Raw genomic sequence first — 16,048 nt, forward strand, 5'->3', positions numbered from 1 at the left:
TATGAGAGTCCATTAGAATAAATAGTATAAAGAAATAGGGAGGATTACTTATGAGTGAATTAGTATTAGAGGCAAAACATATCCAAAAAATATATGGAAAAAAGAATGAAAAACAGCATGAAGCATTAAAAGACATTTCATTTGAAGTGGAAAAAGGAGAATTTGTGGGGATTATGGGGCCGTCTGGTTCTGGTAAAACGACGTTATTAAATATTTTATCAGCGTTAGACCAGCCCACAAATGGCGATATCACCATAGCTAATGCGAAGTTGAATCATTTATCAGATAAACAATTGACCCAGTTTCGAGGTCAGCATATCGGCTTTGTCTTTCAAGATTTTAACTTGCTAGAAAATTTAACGATGCGTCAAAATATGGCGTTACCATTGTCATTACAAGGAATTCACAATGCTAAAATTGAACGACGTGTGGATGAACTTGCTGATAGATTAGGTCTTAGCCATATCATGCACCACTATCCAACAGAAGTATCAGGCGGTCAGAAACAACGTGTCGCTGCTGCAAGAGCGTTAGTCCATCAACCAGATATTCTTTTAGCTGATGAACCGACTGGCGCGTTAGATTCAAAAAATGCGCGGACGTTACTTAATACGTTAAAACAATTAAATGAAGAGTTAGCTACGACTATTTTAATGGTGACACATGATCCGATGAGTGCAAGTTATTGCCAGCGTATTTTATTTATAAAAGACGGTTTAATTCACCGCGAATTAAAGCGCGGCGAGTCGCAACAAGACTTTTATCAAGAAATTTTAGAAGTATTATCAGAAGCGGAAGTAGAGCAGGTGATTGAATAATGTTAGTAAAATTAGCTTTAACCAACGTCAAAAAACGATGGAGTGACTATCTTGTTTTAATGATGGGATTGATTATTGCTTCAGGTGTTTTTTATACGTTTCAATCTTTAGCTTTTAACAGTCAATTTCTCCAAGAAAGCTTTCCGACACTTGCGATGATTACAGTCATTTTCCAACTCGGTAGTTTTTTACTGTCGTTAATTACAATTGTTTACATTTTATATGCAAATTCTTTTTTACTCGCAATGCGACAAAAAGAGTACGGAATGTATCTGACGCTCGGTGCCAAGAAGAGTAAAATTGGTCAGATGATGTTTATTGAAACTATGGTAATCGGCTTTTTATCAGTGGTCGCGGGGATTCTTCTAGGGATACTATCATCCTCTGCCTTGAGTCGCCTTTTAATGACACAAATGGGTATGGGAGAGACCAGCTATCAAGCGGTTTCTTCAAAAGGAATGATTTCAACCCTTGTGTTTTTCTTAGTCATGTTTATGATAACGGGCTTCTTGAATATTTCACGTTTTTATAAAGCCAAAACACTCGATTTGCTCTATCAAGCAGAAAGTGTTGAAAATATTAACACGAAACGTTTCAGGACAGTTGTTAAAACCATTCTTTCTATTATCTTACTAGCAATCGGTTATATGAGTCTATGGAATCTAAAACAATTACAGCTAATCGGTATTTTTATAGCGATTATCACGATTACCTTTGGAACATTTCTATTCTTTTCTGCTTTATTCCCATGGGCGATTACTAAGTTAAAAGATAGTCCATTTGCGATGAAGAATTTACGGGTTTTCACCTTATCACAGTTAAGTTTTAAAGCGAATAGTTTAACACGTGTTTTAGGTATGGTTGCCATGCTATTAGCTTTATCACTAGGTGCGGTCACTACCGCCAACGCGTTTTATCATTTTATTAACGATGATATTATGGCGGAAAACCAATATGACATCGTAACTCAAGACCCGACACCTGAAATTGCAGATGAAATAAATAACTTACCTGTGACACGCCAAGCAGTTTATCATATAAAACAAGACCAATCTTTTTACTATCTTTTAGCAGATGATTTAAAAAAAGAGCCAGTAACGTATCAGGCTGGTTTTGACATGACGATTAAACCGAAACGTTGGACAGATTGGCAAGTCGGGGACACTATCTCGTTTGACGAAAACCAACAGTTTATCTATCGTGGTTTGAAAGAATTACTTGATCCTTATGAAACAGAAGAAACAACAACTAAAATATTTAAGATTGTTTCACGAGAGGAATTTGAAAATTTACCTTTATCAGAACAAAAGCATGTGGCAGTGAAAATTGAAAACTTCCGGGAAAATGAAACGACATTGGCGAAAATAGATAACTTAGAAAAAGAGCGTCATGAAAAAGTTATCTTTAATAGTAGTCAGTATGAAATGTATCAACAAATTAAAGTCTTTACGGGTGGCTTTATGTTTATGGGTGTTTTCTTAGGCATTGCCTTTTTAGCTATGTTAGCAAGCTCACTCATGTTTAAGATTTTATCGGGTGCTTATGCCGATGAAAAGCGTTATGTTATGTTACATAAACTCGGTGTAACACAAGCTGATCTGAAACGGTCAATTCGTCAAGAAATCGCTGCATTGTTTGCTGTACCAAGTATCTTAGGTATCGTCCATGTTTTATTTGGGTTGAAAATGTTTGAGTTGTTTTTACCAAATGCGTATAGCCAAATACTGATGCCGTTTGTGATGTTCTTTATTGTTTATATCGTCTATTACCTTATTACAGTGAAAATGTATGAGCGAATTGTGTTACCAACTACAAAATCTTAACAATCCAAGTGAGTGGATGGTTATCCGTTAATCATTTTGGTTATTTAAAGGGTTAGTAATTGTAGTTTTGCTATATTTCAAGTATGATAGTATTGTAGGCTGATCTTTTAGATAAAGGAATGATATCTATGACCATGGAAGAAGAAGTAAAGCAAATTAGTTCGTTTATTCGAATCTTTTCAAGCTATTTAAATTCACTCGAAAAGAAAATGGCCAACGAGATGTTAACGTTCAACGAAATCCGAGTGATGTTAGAACTACATGATAATGAACAATTATCAGCCAAGGATATTGAACAGCGTTTAGATTTTGATAAAAGTTATATGAGTCGAATTTTAAAAAACTTATCTGAAATGGGATATATCTCAAAAGATCAATCAAGTGAGGATAAGCGATTATTTCATCTTTCTCTTACTAAAGAGGGCAAAGAGCTATCGCAATCGTTATACGAACAATACTTAGATATTTTAGAAGACGAGATAGAAGATTTATCCGCAGCTGAAAAAAATCAGTTATTAAAAGCGATTCGCTTTGTCGAGCGCCACTATGATGAATTAGATGAGCATGTCGCGGAAAATGATACGAATGATTAATGCGTCACTTAAAAAGTCATGGAACAGTTCTGTTTATAGCAACAGAACTTGTCCATGACTTTTTTGATGTTTATCATAGAATAATTTACTTAAAAAGGGTACAATGAAAATGAAATAAGGGGGAGTTTAAAATGAAAAATAGAAAACGAAAGACAATCTTGTTTGTTCTCACGACTTTAAGTGCTGTTTTAATTTTATCTGGCTGTCAAAACATAAAATTGAAATTTAAAGGATTTGAAGAAAGCTTTAAAGGTCTAAATATGATTGTGAGAACGTATGATGAAGAGAGTCAGATGATGGATGAAATAAAAGGGAAATCTATTATGATTAAACGCGATAAAACATTTGATTCTAATGAAGATACGGCAGATTCGCCTGTCATCAAAATTGAAGTTGGTAGAAATGAAATTCATCACGTTGGGTCATCAATGATTATTCAAGAAGAAAAGCTAACAAATGTGTTTGACGATTATACTAAGGAAGTTGATATTCAGAATCATCAGCGTGGGATTCCTATGTTAAATGAATTGGTCAATCAATTTAAAAACTCATTTACGGGTAAAAAGAAAGTAATTTTAATCCGTAGTCAAAATGGTACACCTCTTGCAACGTATGCCGGTGACAAAGTTTCTATCTATCAAACAGAAGTACCAAAAAGTACAGGATTACTTATTGACGGGCATTATTTGTTTATCTATCGCTGTGACTACACGATTTATGATGCTGACTTGTTATTAAAATAAAATCATTTTTCTTGTTATTTATCCTACGTTTATGAGATAATATTATTGTAAGACAATCAGAAACGTATAGGAGGAAATTCATATGAACAAAGACGAAGTAAAAGGCAAAGTTAATGAAACTCTAGGTAAAGTATCTGGTGACGAGTCTAAAGAACTAAAAGGTAAAGCTCAAGGTGCTTTTGGAAAAGCCAAAGAGAAAGTCGAAGAAGAAGTTGACAAAGTAGCAAAAAAAGCCAACGAATTCTTAGATAAAAAAGAACATAAAGATGATGTAGAACAACCATAAAAAAACTCCCTCAATTTTGAGGGAGTTTTCTTTTATTCTTTTGCATCGATTTCAATGTGTTTTGAGCCACTAAATGTTTTCACTTCATAATCAAACATTAGTTTTTCATTTTTCTTAACCAAAGTCCAATTTAAGATACGAGCAAATGGTGATTTTTGCTCATCCATGATATTCTTCGCTTCTTCTTGTGGATCCTTTAGCGTTTTAATGTCTGCTAATGTAAAATTAGCTTGACTGCTTTTGTCTGTTTTTTCTGTTATTTCACTATTTTTAGCATTAATCACAAAAGTAGGTTCACCGACTAAATGATAAATGTAAGAAATTTGACTTGACTCATCATTTTCTGGTAAATCAAATGCAACTTTCTCCACAGGTGTTTCAGGTGAATATTGCTCGATTACTTTATCTGTCGCTTCTTCAAAGCTCATATCATATGATTGTTGTGCAACATCATATTTTTTATTATTTTCTTCAAGATTATCTTTTAGTCCACATCCAGTTCCAAGCATTACCACCGCAACAAGTCCGATAACAAGTCCTATTTTTTTCATGTAAAATCACTCCTTTATTTGTTATCTTAATTGTATCTCATTCGTTCAAATAATGTTATTGATTAAACTAACAAAAAGCTTACATTTTTGAAAGATAGACAAATAAAAAAGCCAAAACAATGCAGAGCAGCGTTTTGACTATGGCTTGATAAACGTGATAAACTAATGACGCACCCTAAGGGAGTCGAACCCCTGTTTCAAGAACCGGAATCTTGCGTGATATCCACTACACTAAGGGTGCCAAATGACACAGTTATTAGTGTACCTAAAACAGACACAAATATCAAGTTGAAAATGATTATTGCGAAAGAAAGAGGCCGAGCAAATGAAATTTGGTCAACAATTATCCCAACAACAAAAACAAGTCCAAAAACTGGCAATGACTCAAACGTTACAACAATCGATTCAGATGTTGCATTATAATACAGAAGATTTATTTAAGTTTTTAGAATCTAAAGCATTAGAAAATCCTCTTTTAGATGTTAAGATTACTCGAGATTATGCTGAACCGACGTATAAATCTCGTGGCTATCAAGGAGACGACCAAGAAGAGTTAAACTACCTTAATCAAATTCCAGACAATCAAACATCTTTGTTTGAACATCTGGTTGAACAGATTCATTTAAATTATCGTGATACTTATTTACGTCAGTTAGTCTTCTTCTTAGTCGAGTATATCGATGTTAATGGTTATTTAACGATTACGTTAGAAGATATGATGTCACAAACAGGAGCAGAGTATTTACAAGCCTTAGATGCGCTGACGTTATTGCAGCAATTAGAACCGGCAGGTGTCGGGGCTAGAGATTTACAAGAGTGTCTCATGTTGCAAATTGAACGCGATGAATCTGCTCCTAGTATGGCTTATATTGTGATAGAAGAACATTTTGAAGACTTTGCTCATCGTCGATGGGAAAAGATTGCGAAAGATTATCAAATCTCTGTTTCAGAAATTCAAAAAATATCTGATTATATCCAATTATTAACGCCTAATCCAGGAGCTGGGTATGGAGAAGTTCTTTCGCAAACGATATATCCAGACATTATTGTCAAAGTAAATGATCATCAAGAGATTGAGGTTTTATCGACAAAAAGTGGCAAGCCAACTGTTGCCTTTCAGTCTTCTTATTTTGAACGAATGGCACAAGTCGAGGACCCAGAAGTACAAGAGTATTTAAATGAAAAAAAGGCAGAGTTTGAATGGTTAAAGCGTAGCGTAGAGCAGCGTGGCGACACGATTTTGAATGTCGGAACAGAGATTGTTAAGAGACAAAAATCTTTCTTTTTAGATCATAGTGCTCCTTTGGTTCCGATGAAATTAAAAGAAATTGCTGAAGTACTTAACGTTCATGAGTCAACTGTTAGTCGAGCAGTGAATGGCAAGTATTTACAGACAGATGCAGGTACATTTGAATTGCGCTCTTTCTTTACTACCGGTTTAAGTCAAGGGGATGATTCTCAAGATGACGTGTCAGCTGACAGTGTGCAAAAAGAAATTGCTCGTATAATAGCTGAAGAAGATAAAAGAAAACCACTATCTGATCAAAAAATTGTATCCTTACTAAAAGAAAAAGATATTGAAATATCACGTCGGACGGTTGCGAAGTATCGTGATATTCTCGCCATTCCTTCGTCTACAAAGAGAAAACGATTTGATTAATGATAGAGAAGGAAAGGGGATAGATAGATGAAAATTGAAGGCAATGACAAAACATTAAAAGTGATGCAGCAAGAATTGGACGACTATATTCAACAATTTAAAGTAGGTTACTTTACCCCGCTATCACAACTAGCGCGTTTGACTGAAGAAGTTGGAGAATTGGCACGAGAAGTAAGTGATGTTTATGGTGAAAAGCCAAAGAAAGCGACTGAAAATAGTGGGTCAGTAGCAGAGGAGTTAGGAGATGTGTTAATTACTACCTTGATTATGGCGAACTCTCTAGACCTCGATATGACCGACATATTTAATCGTAATATGGAAAAATTTAATCAGCGAGATGCTCACCGTTTCGAGCGAAAAGAGCAAGATAAAAGTAGCAAAAGTTGAGGAGCGACGGCAAATGTTAAGTAACCCATTACCAGAAGAGTTTATCAAAGGATTACATATTATAGAAGAGTTAGAAGCAGCAGGCTTTGAAGCATATTTTGTAGGGGGAAGTGTTCGTGATTATTTATTAAATCGGCCGATACACGATGTTGATATTGCGACAAGTGCGTACCCTGAAGAAGTCAAACAGGTTTTTAGTCAAACGATAGATGTCGGTATCGAGCACGGAACCGTTCTTGTTATTTCTGATTATGGTCAGTATGAGGTCACTACGTTTCGAACGGAGTCGACCTATCAAGATTTTCGACGTCCAGATGAGGTTACCTTTGTTCGAAGCTTAGCAGAAGATTTAAAAAGACGTGATTTTACAATAAACGCTCTAGCAATGACTAAAACGGGTGCTATTATTGACTATTTTGATGGTCAAATCGATTTGGAAAATAAACAATTACGTGCCGTAGGAGAGCCGACGGAACGGTTTTATGAGGACGCTTTACGCATGTTGCGTGGGGTTCGTTTTGCGAGTCAATTAGGATTTGAGATTGAAGCGAAAACTTTTGAAGCGATTAAACAACATCATCCATTGTTAGCCCATGTATCAATCGAAAGAACACATATTGAATGGATTAAGATGATGATGGGGGATTACCGTAATAAAGGACTCGTGAGTTTTCTAGATAGCAATTTATCAGAAATGTGCCCCGGCTTTGCGAATAAAAAACAACGATTGATGTCATTACTCACACTGGAGGCGTCACCGATTGAAAGTGAACTTGCTGTGTGGGGACTGGTGGTCGATGCGTTGGAACTTAAAGGTCAGTCGCGTTTAAACTTTATTAAAAGCTGGAAACTGTCTAATCAATTAAAATTACATATTATTAACGTGACGGACGCCTTAACCTTTTTAAAAACAAGTGATTGGGATACGATGACACTATATGGCTTGTCACCGTTTGAAGTTACCACAGTCGAACACATTCGTTATTTGAAAACGGGCGTTGATTGCTCAAGAGACACTCTTAAACGACATGATAACTTGCCTATTCATAGTAAGGCGGATTTAGCTATCAATGGTCGAGATATTTTAAACTTTTTACACAAAGAGCCGGGCAAATGGCTTGGTGAAACACTAAATGAACTTGAAGAAGCAGTGTTATGTGGTAAAGTTGCAAATGATAAAGTGGCATTAATTACTTATATAGAAAAAGAAAAGAGGAATTAATATGTCAGTGTTTAATTATCAAGCTGAAGCACAACATGCTGCAAGTGCAATGGGGTCAGGCGAGTTAGAAGTTGTAGCTACTCCTGCCTTAATTGCCTTTGCTGAAAATGCTTGTCACCAATTAGTTGAGTTAGCAGCAGGAGAAACATCTGTAGGAACGTTTATTGAATTAAACCATTTAAGAGCGTCGCGCATACCAGAAGAAATCAAAATTGATGTGAAAGACGTCACGAGAGAAGGGAATCGCTTTTCTTTTATTTTCGAAATCAGAGATTCCTCTCAGTTAATTGCTACTGGCAAACATCAACGTGCTGTTGTGGATGTCGACCGCTTTTTATCGTCAATCAAATAAAAAATAATATTTCACAAATTTCTTGCTATTATAAAAGTTTGTGATATAATGAACTTATAAAGATAAAAGGAGCGATTCAAATGACAAAACAAATGACTGCATTAAAATTCTTCTTCCGCAATGGTGAAACTTGGACGATAAAACGTGAAAATATTGGCGACTTATGGATTAAACAAATCTCAACAAGCTTTGGTCGAATTAACGGCAGTGATTTTCAAAAAATCAATCCTTGCGAAGCTTTAAGAATTGAAATTTTAGAAGAAGCTGATCATGTACAAACGGATGATATCAACTTGGGCGGACTTGAGATGGGAATGTTTGCTCGTGCTTTAAAATACGAAGATATTGAAAAAATGGCAATTGTTTTTGACAATGGAACTGAAGATTTAATTTACTTCCCATACGAAGATAAAATGACAGAAGGTCAAGAAGGTTTGGATAACAAACATCAAACGACTAAAATTGGCAAGAACAAAAACTTATACATCGTCATCGATCCGAAAGAAACAGTCGAAACACTTTATCAAGATAAATAACAACTTTAGCTGCCAAATAATTGGCAGCTTTTTTTGTCTTCTTGACCAAAGTTTCTTAACACTTTGCTGAAAAGCGAGCGATTTCATGTATTTCATGATAAAAGATGATAAATTATGATGAGTAAGTTTAATTATGATATAGAAAAGAGTGAGACAATGGAAAAACACTGGTGGCAAGAAGTTGTTGTTTATCAAATTTATCCACGAAGTTTTAAAGATAGCAATGGTGATGGAATTGGTGATATTCCAGGGATGATTGAAAAGCTTGATTATCTAGCAGAATTAGGGATAGGTGCTATTTGGTTATCACCTGTCTATCAATCACCAAATGATGATAACGGATATGATATTTCAGATTATGAGGCGATAATGTCAGAGTTTGGCACGATGGCTGATATGGATAAATTTATTGAAGAAGCGAATCAACGGAATATAAAAGTCATTATGGACTTAGTTGTGAACCACACGTCAGACGAACACCCTTGGTTCTTAGAAGCAAAATCATCAAAAGATAGTGCGTATCGTGATTATTACGTATGGGCGGACGCTGCAGCAGACGGTAGTGCGCCAAACGATTTACGTTCAATTTTCTCTGGTAGTGCTTGGGAATGGCACAAGGAGTCTGGTCAGTACTACTTACATCTATTTAGTAAAAAACAGCCAGATTTAAATTGGGAAAATGAAGAAATGCGTCAGTCGGTATATGACATGATGAACTACTGGATAGATAAGGGGATTGGTGGTTTTCGTTTAGATGTGATTGATTTGATAGGAAAACAGCCGATGAAAGAAATTACGGGTAACGGTCCACTTCTCCATGATTATTTACAAGAAATGAATCAAGCGACGTTTGGTCAACATGATTTACTAACTGTTGGCGAAACATGGGGGGCAACACCTGAGATTGCCAAATGGTACTCACATCCTGACCGTAATGAGTTATCAATGGTTTTTCAATTTGAACATATTGGATTAGATCAGCAAGAAGGAAAAGACAAATGGGACTTAAAACCATTAGATAAGAAAGAATTAAAAGAGGTTTTAGCTAAATGGCAAATCGAGTTAGGAAATGAAGGGTGGAACTCGCTGTTTTGGAACAATCACGACTTACCTCGTATGATTTCACGATGGGGAAATGATAATGAGCATCGCGTGGTGAGTGCCAAAATGTTAGCTATTTTACTACACATGATGAAAGGGACACCTTATATTTATCAAGGCGAAGAAATTGGAATGACAAATACGCCTATTAATGATATTAGTGAAGCTTCTGATATTGAAACGCTCAATATGTATCACGAGCGTTTGGCAAATGGCTATTCAAAAGAAGAGCTTATTCGTTCGATTAATACCAAAGGTCGTGATAATGCACGTCGACCTATGGCGTGGGATGATTCTGAAAACGGTGGCTTCTCGACAGGGACGCCATGGCTCAGTTTAAATCCTAATTTTAGTGACATTAATGTCGCACAAGCATTAGCAGATGAGTCTTCTATTTTTTATACGTATAAAAAGCTCGTTCATTTACGTAAAGAGCACCCTGTTATGGTGTGGGGGGACTTTGAACTAGTGGAAACAGCTGACGAAGTCTTTAGTTATTACCGCACATTAAACGATACACGTTGGTTAATTGTGACGAATTTTTCTAATGAAGAACAGGCGTTTCACGCAACAGATAAAGTTATCCAGACAGTGATTCACAATGCTGAAGAAACGGTAACGTCATTAGAAAATAAAACACTTGCCCCTTGGGAAGCGTTTGTCGTGGAAGTTAAAAATGAAGATTAAAAGATAAAAGGAGTTAGTTATGACAAAGTGGTGGAAAGAAGCAGTTGGCTATCAAATTTATCCAAGAAGTTTTTTGGATGTCAATCAAGATGGTATTGGCGATTTAAAAGGAGTAACGGCTAAGCTGCCTTATTTGAAAGAGTTAGGTATAGATTTTATATGGCTAACGCCCATTTTTGCCTCGCCAAATGTTGATAATGGTTATGATATCTCTGATTATCAAGCAATTGCGCCAGAATTTGGGACGATGGCTGATTTTCATGAGTTAGTGAAGGAAGCAAAGGCGCTAGGCATCAAGCTCATTTTGGATTTAGTGATCAATCATACGTCTAATCAGCATGAATGGTTTAAACAATCATGTCTTGGAAAAGATAATCCTTATAGTGATTACTACATATGGCATCCTCCTGTAAATGGCAAAGAACCTAATGATTGGCAATCTATTTTCGGTGGCTCTGTATGGGAATATCATGAAGGTAGAGGAGAATACTACTTCCATGCATTCGCAAAAGAACAGCCTGACTTAAATTGGGAATCCGAACAAATGAAAAAAGATGTGTTTGAAATGATTGAATGGTGGATTGCTCAAGGAATAGACGGTTTCCGTATTGATGCTATATCACACGTTAAGAAAGCGAGTTGGGATACACCGATTGACCCGACGAATGTCAGTGCTCCTTATCAAAACGTCACAGGAATTGATAAGTATCTCAATGAATTGAGTGCTTTGTTAAGAAAACATGGGATGATGTCTGTAGGAGAAGCCTCAGGTGTGACAGCTGCAGAAGCACCGATTTGGGTTGGAGATGATGGCTATTTTGATATGATCTTTGAATTTGAACATATTAATCTATGGCGGGATAAAACAGATGAAGGGGTGGCGATTAAGCCATTTAAAGATGCGTTAATCCGTTGGCAACACGCGGTAGCAGACGATAAGGGTTGGAATGCACTTTATATGGAAAACCATGACGTACCTCGTAGCATCTCAGCGTTTGGAAATGATGCACCTGAATGGCGAGAAAAATCCGGGAAAGCATTAGCAATGGCTTATATGCTGTTACAAGGAACCCCCTTTATTTATCAAGGTCAAGAAATCGGGATGATTAACAACGAGTTTCGAACGATTGAGGATATTGACGCTGTTGACTCGCGTCATCTATATTACCGATTACGTGAAGAAGGACTATCTGAAGCTGAAGCAATGAGTGTTGTTTCAGAAACGACACGTGATAATGCTCGTACACCGATGCAGTGGAATGACAGTCATTATGCAGGTTTTTCAGAAACGACGCCTTGGTTAGCCGTCAATCAAAGTAAAGACTGGATTAATGTGGCAGATGCCCTATCTCAACCAGATTCACTGTTTCATTTTTACCAAACATTGATTCAATTACGCAAAACGCACGCGGCCTTTATTGACGGGAAGTTTTTGGACTTATCTACGGACAATGAGGATGTCTTTGCTTATCAACGTTTCGATGACAAGGAATGTTTTACGATAGTAGTCAATTTAAGTCAAAAAGTATGTCATGAAACATGGCTATCAGATTATCAAGAGGATAACTTGATTTTATCTAATCAATCAAGTCACAACTTAACGATGTTACAACCGTTTGAAGCACGTCTATATCGTCACTAGTAAAAAGCTGTCTATCAAGGCAGCTTTTTTTAGATTTAAATGATTTTGAAAAATATAGTTCATTCTGTTAAAATGAATGGATGATTAAAAGGAAGACAGGTGTAACAAGATGAAAGAGTTGCGTGTCGATTCATTAACAAAAACGTACGGGGATAAGATGTTGTTTGATAACATCTCTTTTTTAATTCATTCAAAAGATAAAATAGGTTTAATTGGTATCAACGGGACAGGTAAAAGTAGCTTGTTAAAAATATTAGCAGAAGTCGATGTTGCTGATAGTGGTCAATTGGAAAAACCACATGATTACACTGTCAGTTATCTACGTCAGGATACAGTTTTTCAAGATGAACGTTCGATTTTAGAATTAGTATTTGAAGGGGACTCTCCTATTTTTAAAGCAGTCAGACAGTATGAACATGCGTTAAATCAATTAGCTCTAGACGGAGAATCTGCTCAGGCTCAAAAAGCGTATGCGCAAGCAGAAGAAATGATGAACAAACAAGACGCTTGGGAAGCAGATACAAATGCCAAGATTATTTTACAACAACTAGGCATTAGCGAGTTAGACCGTCGCGTGTGTGATTTATCTGGAGGACAGCAAAAACGTGTGGCGTTAGCTCAAGTGTTAATTCAAGAACCGGATTTACTTTTACTAGATGAACCGACGAACCACTTAGATTATGCAGCGATTGAATGGCTAGAAAAATATTTAAACCAATATCGTGGTGCGCTTGTCATGGTCACGCATGACCGCTACTTTTTAGATAAAGTAACCAATCGCATATTTGAGTTATCTGGCGGACGGATACACGAATATCAAGGGAATTATCAAACGTATTTAGAACAAAAAAGTGAACGAGAAGAACAAGCGGTTAAGCAGCAACATAAACAAAAACAGCTATATAAGCAAGAATTAGCTTGGATGCGTGCAGGTGTTAAAGCACGTGGAACGAAACAGCAAGCACGTATCGATCGTTTTAAAGATTTGGAACATCAAGTTAAGCAACAAGGACTCAACGATGATAACGTTGAAATAGATATTGCGACGAAACGATTAGGTAAAAAAGTGTTAGAATTAAAAAATGCTTCTTTAAACTTAAATAATCAACCGATTTTAAAAGAGGTTGATTTATTGATTCAATCCAATGAGCGCCTGGGAATTACTGGAAAGAACGGTGCAGGAAAATCTTCCTTACTAAATGTTCTCGCTCAACAATTGCCGCTCGATAGTGGTGTTTTAGAAATCGGTGAGACCGTGCGAATGGCTTATTATACGCAAAACAATGAGCCTATTAGTGATAACGTCAGAATGATTGAATACTTACAAGAAGCAGCGGAAAGAGTCACAACACAATCGGGAGAGGCTATCAGTGTGACAGAAATGTTAGAACGTTTTCTATTTCCTAGAGCCACTCATGGAACACTCGTGCATAAATTGTCAGGTGGCGAACAACGTCGTTTGTACTTATTAAAATTATTAATTAGTCAACCTAATGTGCTATTACTCGATGAACCAACTAATGACTTAGATATTGACACATTAACCGTCTTAGAAGACTACTTAGCGACATTCAATGGGGCAGTGATTGCTGTCAGTCATGATCGCTACTTTTTAGACAAAACAATGAAACGTTTATTAGTTTTTAAAGGGCATGGAAACATCACTTCTTATTATGGTACAATGAGTGATTATTTGACCTATCAAAAAGAGCAAGAAAAAGAAAAAAGAAAAGAAGTAAAATCAGAAAAAGAAGCCATTCAACCTATCGTGCCAGAAAAGCCGAAAAAAAAACGCCTCTCTTATCACGAGAAAAAAGAGTGGGAGACGATTCTTACGGATATTGATAAGTTAGAAACACAAATAGAAGAGATTCAACAAGAGATGGTGGAACAAAGCTCTGACTTTACTGCGTTACAAAATTTACAGACCGCCTTAGAAGAAGCGGAAGAGGCACTGCTTGAAAAGATGGAGCGTTGGGAATATTTGAGTGAAATTGCTGAAGAGTGATAATTTGTTAAAATTTAAGGAGGAGTAACAGGTGACACGTGCATATATGGACTTATGTCAAAAAGTTTTAGACGAAGGAATTGAAAAGACAGATCGGACAGGAACCGGAACGAAGAGTATATTTGGCTATCAAATGCGCTTTGATTTAAGTGAAGGTTTTCCTCTTTTAACAACTAAGCGTGTCCCATTTAGTTTGATCAAAAGTGAATTATTATGGTTTATTAAAGGAGATACCAATATCCGCTATTTATTAGAACATAATAACCACATTTGGGATGAGTGGGCTTTTGAACGTTACGTTAAAAGTGAGTCATATAAAGGACCAGATATGACCGATTTTGGACGTCGTGCGTTAAAGGATGTCGAATTCAATACTGTTTATCAAAAAGAGAAACAACAGTTTTGTGACCGTATTTTAAACGATGAAAAGTTTGCCGAACAATTTGGTGATTTAGGCAACGTTTACGGGTCACAATGGCGTCACTGGCAAACGAAAAAAGGTGAAACAATTGACCAACTTAAAGATGTTATTGAAATGATTAAAACCAATCCAGATTCGCGTCGGTTAATAGTTTCCGCTTGGAATCCTGAAGATGTTCCGTCAATGGCGTTGCCACCTTGTCATACACTCTTCCAATTTTATGTTGCAAATGGTAAACTAAGTTGTCAGTTATATCAAAGAAGTGGAGATATCTTTTTGGGTGTTCCATTTAATATCGCGAGTTATGCGTTGCTAACGCATTTAATCGCACATGAAACAGGATTGGAAGTAGGCGAGTTTGTTCATACGCTTGGCGATGCTCATATTTATGCAAACCACTACGGCCAAGTAGAAGAATTGTTAGCGCGCGAGCCAAAAGAAAAACCAACATTATGGTTAAATCCAGATAAACAGTCAGTTTTTGATTTTGATATGACCGATATACAGATTGAGCATTATCATCCGCATCCAGCTATAAAAGCACCGATTGCGGTTTAAAGAACGAGAGATTTTAGGAGGATTTTTATTATGTTAGCAGCTATTTGGGCACAAGATGAAGAGGGGTTGATAGGGAAGGACGATGCGTTACCGTGGCGTCTACCAAACGATTTATCTTTTTTCCGTAATACCACAGAAAATAATACGATTGTGATGGGACGTAAGACGTTTGAAGGAATGAACAAGCGACCGTTGCCTAATCGTCACACGATTGTGTTAACTTCTGATACTTCCTATCAAGCGGAAGGCATTCAAGTTATGCATACTGTTGAGGAAGTTCTTGCCTATGCTGAGTCGTATGACGGTATTGTTTTTATTACAGGTGGGGCAAATGTCTATCGACAATTTTTTCCTCATGCGGATATTCTTTATCGTACAGTCATTCATGAAACCTTTGAAGGGGATACTTATATTCCAGAACCTAACTGGGATGACTGGAGTATGATTGATATAAGCGAAGGAACGATGGATGCTGAAAATCGTTATGCCCATACCTTTGAAACATATAAACGAAAAAACAGTTAGATTTTAAACTTAAAGTAGCCGAAAGATAGCTGCTTTAAGTTTTTTTATTTTATTATATAAAAGTTAAGATGACGCGTGAAAGTTGTAGAAATACTTTAAAATAGTGACTTGGTGTGTTACTATAAGTTAGATTCA

Annotated in this window: 16 protein-coding genes and 1 tRNA gene; 15 read left to right on the forward strand and 2 right to left on the reverse strand. The window is 36.5% G+C overall.

From position 1 onward, the window contains the following. The first annotated feature begins 50 nt into the window (after positions 1–50). The 5 genes from M2919_RS01515 (at position 51) to M2919_RS01535 (ending at position 4,263) form a co-directional block, all read left to right on the forward strand. The gene (locus tag M2919_RS01515) at positions 51–818 is read left to right on the forward strand and encodes an ABC transporter ATP-binding protein (RefSeq protein ID WP_168413496.1); all 768 of its coding nucleotides are present in this window, start codon (positions 51–53) and stop codon (positions 816–818) included. Further along, on the forward strand, positions 818–2,641 hold the full coding sequence (locus M2919_RS01520; protein WP_248849013.1) for an FtsX-like permease family protein: 1,824 nt from the start codon (positions 818–820) through the stop codon (positions 2,639–2,641). The genes M2919_RS01515 and M2919_RS01520 overlap by 1 nt, the downstream gene beginning before the upstream one ends. A 134-nt stretch (positions 2,642–2,775) precedes the next feature. Further along, positions 2,776–3,234, forward strand: a complete 459-nt coding sequence (locus M2919_RS01525) for a MarR family winged helix-turn-helix transcriptional regulator (protein WP_248849014.1) — start codon at positions 2,776–2,778, stop codon at positions 3,232–3,234. Positions 3,235–3,365: 131 nt separating this feature from the next. Then, complete coding sequence (locus M2919_RS01530) at positions 3,366–3,977, forward strand: DUF5052 family protein (protein ID WP_023606200.1); 612 nt, start codon at positions 3,366–3,368, stop codon at positions 3,975–3,977. An 82-nt stretch (positions 3,978–4,059) separates the two neighbouring features. Further along, positions 4,060–4,263 (forward strand): CsbD family protein, encoded by a 204-nt coding sequence (locus tag M2919_RS01535; protein WP_023606201.1) that lies wholly within the window; start codon positions 4,060–4,062, stop codon positions 4,261–4,263. A gap of 32 nt (positions 4,264–4,295) precedes the next feature. On the opposite strand, the gene M2919_RS01540 is transcribed toward M2919_RS01535, so the two are convergent. Then, positions 4,296–4,814, reverse strand: coding sequence for an outer membrane protein assembly factor BamD (locus M2919_RS01540; protein ID WP_248849015.1), 519 nt, complete (start codon positions 4,812–4,814; stop codon positions 4,296–4,298). 169 nt (positions 4,815–4,983) lie between these two features. Continuing rightward, positions 4,984–5,055, reverse strand: a tRNA-Arg gene (locus M2919_RS01545). A gap of 84 nt (positions 5,056–5,139) precedes the next feature. Here M2919_RS01545 and rpoN point away from each other — a divergent pair. The 10 genes from rpoN (at position 5,140) to M2919_RS01595 (ending at position 15,913) form a co-directional block, all read left to right on the forward strand. Next, positions 5,140–6,474, forward strand: a complete 1,335-nt coding sequence (rpoN, locus tag M2919_RS01550; protein WP_248849016.1) for an RNA polymerase factor sigma-54 — start codon at positions 5,140–5,142, stop codon at positions 6,472–6,474. A gap of 27 nt (positions 6,475–6,501) precedes the next feature. After that, positions 6,502–6,861, forward strand: coding sequence for a nucleotide pyrophosphohydrolase (locus tag M2919_RS01555; RefSeq protein WP_202585258.1), 360 nt, complete (start codon positions 6,502–6,504; stop codon positions 6,859–6,861). Between the two features lie 13 nt (positions 6,862–6,874). Further along, a complete protein-coding gene (locus M2919_RS01560; RefSeq protein WP_248849017.1) occupies positions 6,875–8,083 on the forward strand; it encodes a CCA tRNA nucleotidyltransferase in 1,209 nt (402 codons plus the stop codon). A gap of 1 nt (position 8,084) precedes the next feature. Further along, positions 8,085–8,435 carry a thioesterase family protein gene (locus tag M2919_RS01565; RefSeq protein WP_248849018.1) on the forward strand — a complete coding sequence of 117 codons (351 nt, stop codon included), beginning with the start codon at positions 8,085–8,087 and terminating at the stop codon, positions 8,433–8,435. Positions 8,436–8,515: 80 nt separating this feature from the next. Further along, positions 8,516–8,971, forward strand: coding sequence for a hypothetical protein (locus M2919_RS01570; protein WP_023606207.1), 456 nt, complete (start codon positions 8,516–8,518; stop codon positions 8,969–8,971). A 156-nt stretch (positions 8,972–9,127) separates the two neighbouring features. Then, entirely contained in the window at positions 9,128–10,759 is a 1,632-nt protein-coding gene (locus tag M2919_RS01575) for an alpha-glucosidase (RefSeq protein ID WP_248849019.1), read from the forward strand. A 19-nt stretch (positions 10,760–10,778) separates the two neighbouring features. Then, positions 10,779–12,401: a glycoside hydrolase family 13 protein gene (locus tag M2919_RS01580; protein ID WP_248849020.1), complete on the forward strand. Its 1,623-nt coding sequence runs from the start codon at positions 10,779–10,781 to the stop codon at positions 12,399–12,401. 109 nt (positions 12,402–12,510) lie between these two features. After that, a complete protein-coding gene (locus M2919_RS01585; RefSeq protein WP_248849021.1) occupies positions 12,511–14,409 on the forward strand; it encodes an ABC-F family ATP-binding cassette domain-containing protein in 1,899 nt (632 codons plus the stop codon). Between the two features lie 31 nt (positions 14,410–14,440). Next, the gene (locus tag M2919_RS01590) at positions 14,441–15,388 is read left to right on the forward strand and encodes a thymidylate synthase (protein ID WP_023606211.1); all 948 of its coding nucleotides are present in this window, start codon (positions 14,441–14,443) and stop codon (positions 15,386–15,388) included. A 30-nt stretch (positions 15,389–15,418) separates the two neighbouring features. After that, positions 15,419–15,913 carry a dihydrofolate reductase gene (locus M2919_RS01595; RefSeq protein WP_222317823.1) on the forward strand — a complete coding sequence of 165 codons (495 nt, stop codon included), beginning with the start codon at positions 15,419–15,421 and terminating at the stop codon, positions 15,911–15,913. Positions 15,914–16,048 lie beyond the last annotated feature (135 nt).

Origin of the sequence: Vagococcus lutrae, assembly GCF_023299185.1 — a bacterium.
Taxonomy (GTDB): domain Bacteria; phylum Bacillota; class Bacilli; order Lactobacillales; family Vagococcaceae; genus Vagococcus_A; species Vagococcus_A lutrae.

Bases quoted from the DNA above. Each gene is read 5' to 3' on its own strand.
- M2919_RS01560 (WP_248849017.1), top strand. From the start codon at position 6,875: ATGTTAAGTAACCCATTACCAGAAGAGTTTATCAAAGGATTACATATT.
- rpoN (WP_248849016.1), top strand. From the start codon at position 5,140: ATGAAATTTGGTCAACAATTATCCCAACAACAAAAACAAGTCCAAAAA.
- M2919_RS01585 (WP_248849021.1), top strand. From the start codon at position 12,511: ATGAAAGAGTTGCGTGTCGATTCATTAACAAAAACGTACGGGGATAAG.
- M2919_RS01570 (WP_023606207.1), top strand. From the start codon at position 8,516: ATGACAAAACAAATGACTGCATTAAAATTCTTCTTCCGCAATGGTGAA.
- M2919_RS01530 (WP_023606200.1), top strand. From the start codon at position 3,366: ATGAAAAATAGAAAACGAAAGACAATCTTGTTTGTTCTCACGACTTTA.
- M2919_RS01565 (WP_248849018.1), top strand. From the start codon at position 8,085: ATGTCAGTGTTTAATTATCAAGCTGAAGCACAACATGCTGCAAGTGCA.
- M2919_RS01575 (WP_248849019.1), top strand. From the start codon at position 9,128: ATGGAAAAACACTGGTGGCAAGAAGTTGTTGTTTATCAAATTTATCCA.
- M2919_RS01535 (WP_023606201.1), top strand. From the start codon at position 4,060: ATGAACAAAGACGAAGTAAAAGGCAAAGTTAATGAAACTCTAGGTAAA.
- M2919_RS01515 (WP_168413496.1), top strand. From the start codon at position 51: ATGAGTGAATTAGTATTAGAGGCAAAACATATCCAAAAAATATATGGA.
- M2919_RS01580 (WP_248849020.1), top strand. From the start codon at position 10,779: ATGACAAAGTGGTGGAAAGAAGCAGTTGGCTATCAAATTTATCCAAGA.
- M2919_RS01525 (WP_248849014.1), top strand. From the start codon at position 2,776: ATGGAAGAAGAAGTAAAGCAAATTAGTTCGTTTATTCGAATCTTTTCA.
- M2919_RS01540 (WP_248849015.1), bottom strand. From the start codon at position 4,814: ATGAAAAAAATAGGACTTGTTATCGGACTTGTTGCGGTGGTAATGCTT.
- M2919_RS01595 (WP_222317823.1), top strand. From the start codon at position 15,419: ATGTTAGCAGCTATTTGGGCACAAGATGAAGAGGGGTTGATAGGGAAG.
- M2919_RS01520 (WP_248849013.1), top strand. From the start codon at position 818: ATGTTAGTAAAATTAGCTTTAACCAACGTCAAAAAACGATGGAGTGAC.
- M2919_RS01555 (WP_202585258.1), top strand. From the start codon at position 6,502: ATGAAAATTGAAGGCAATGACAAAACATTAAAAGTGATGCAGCAAGAA.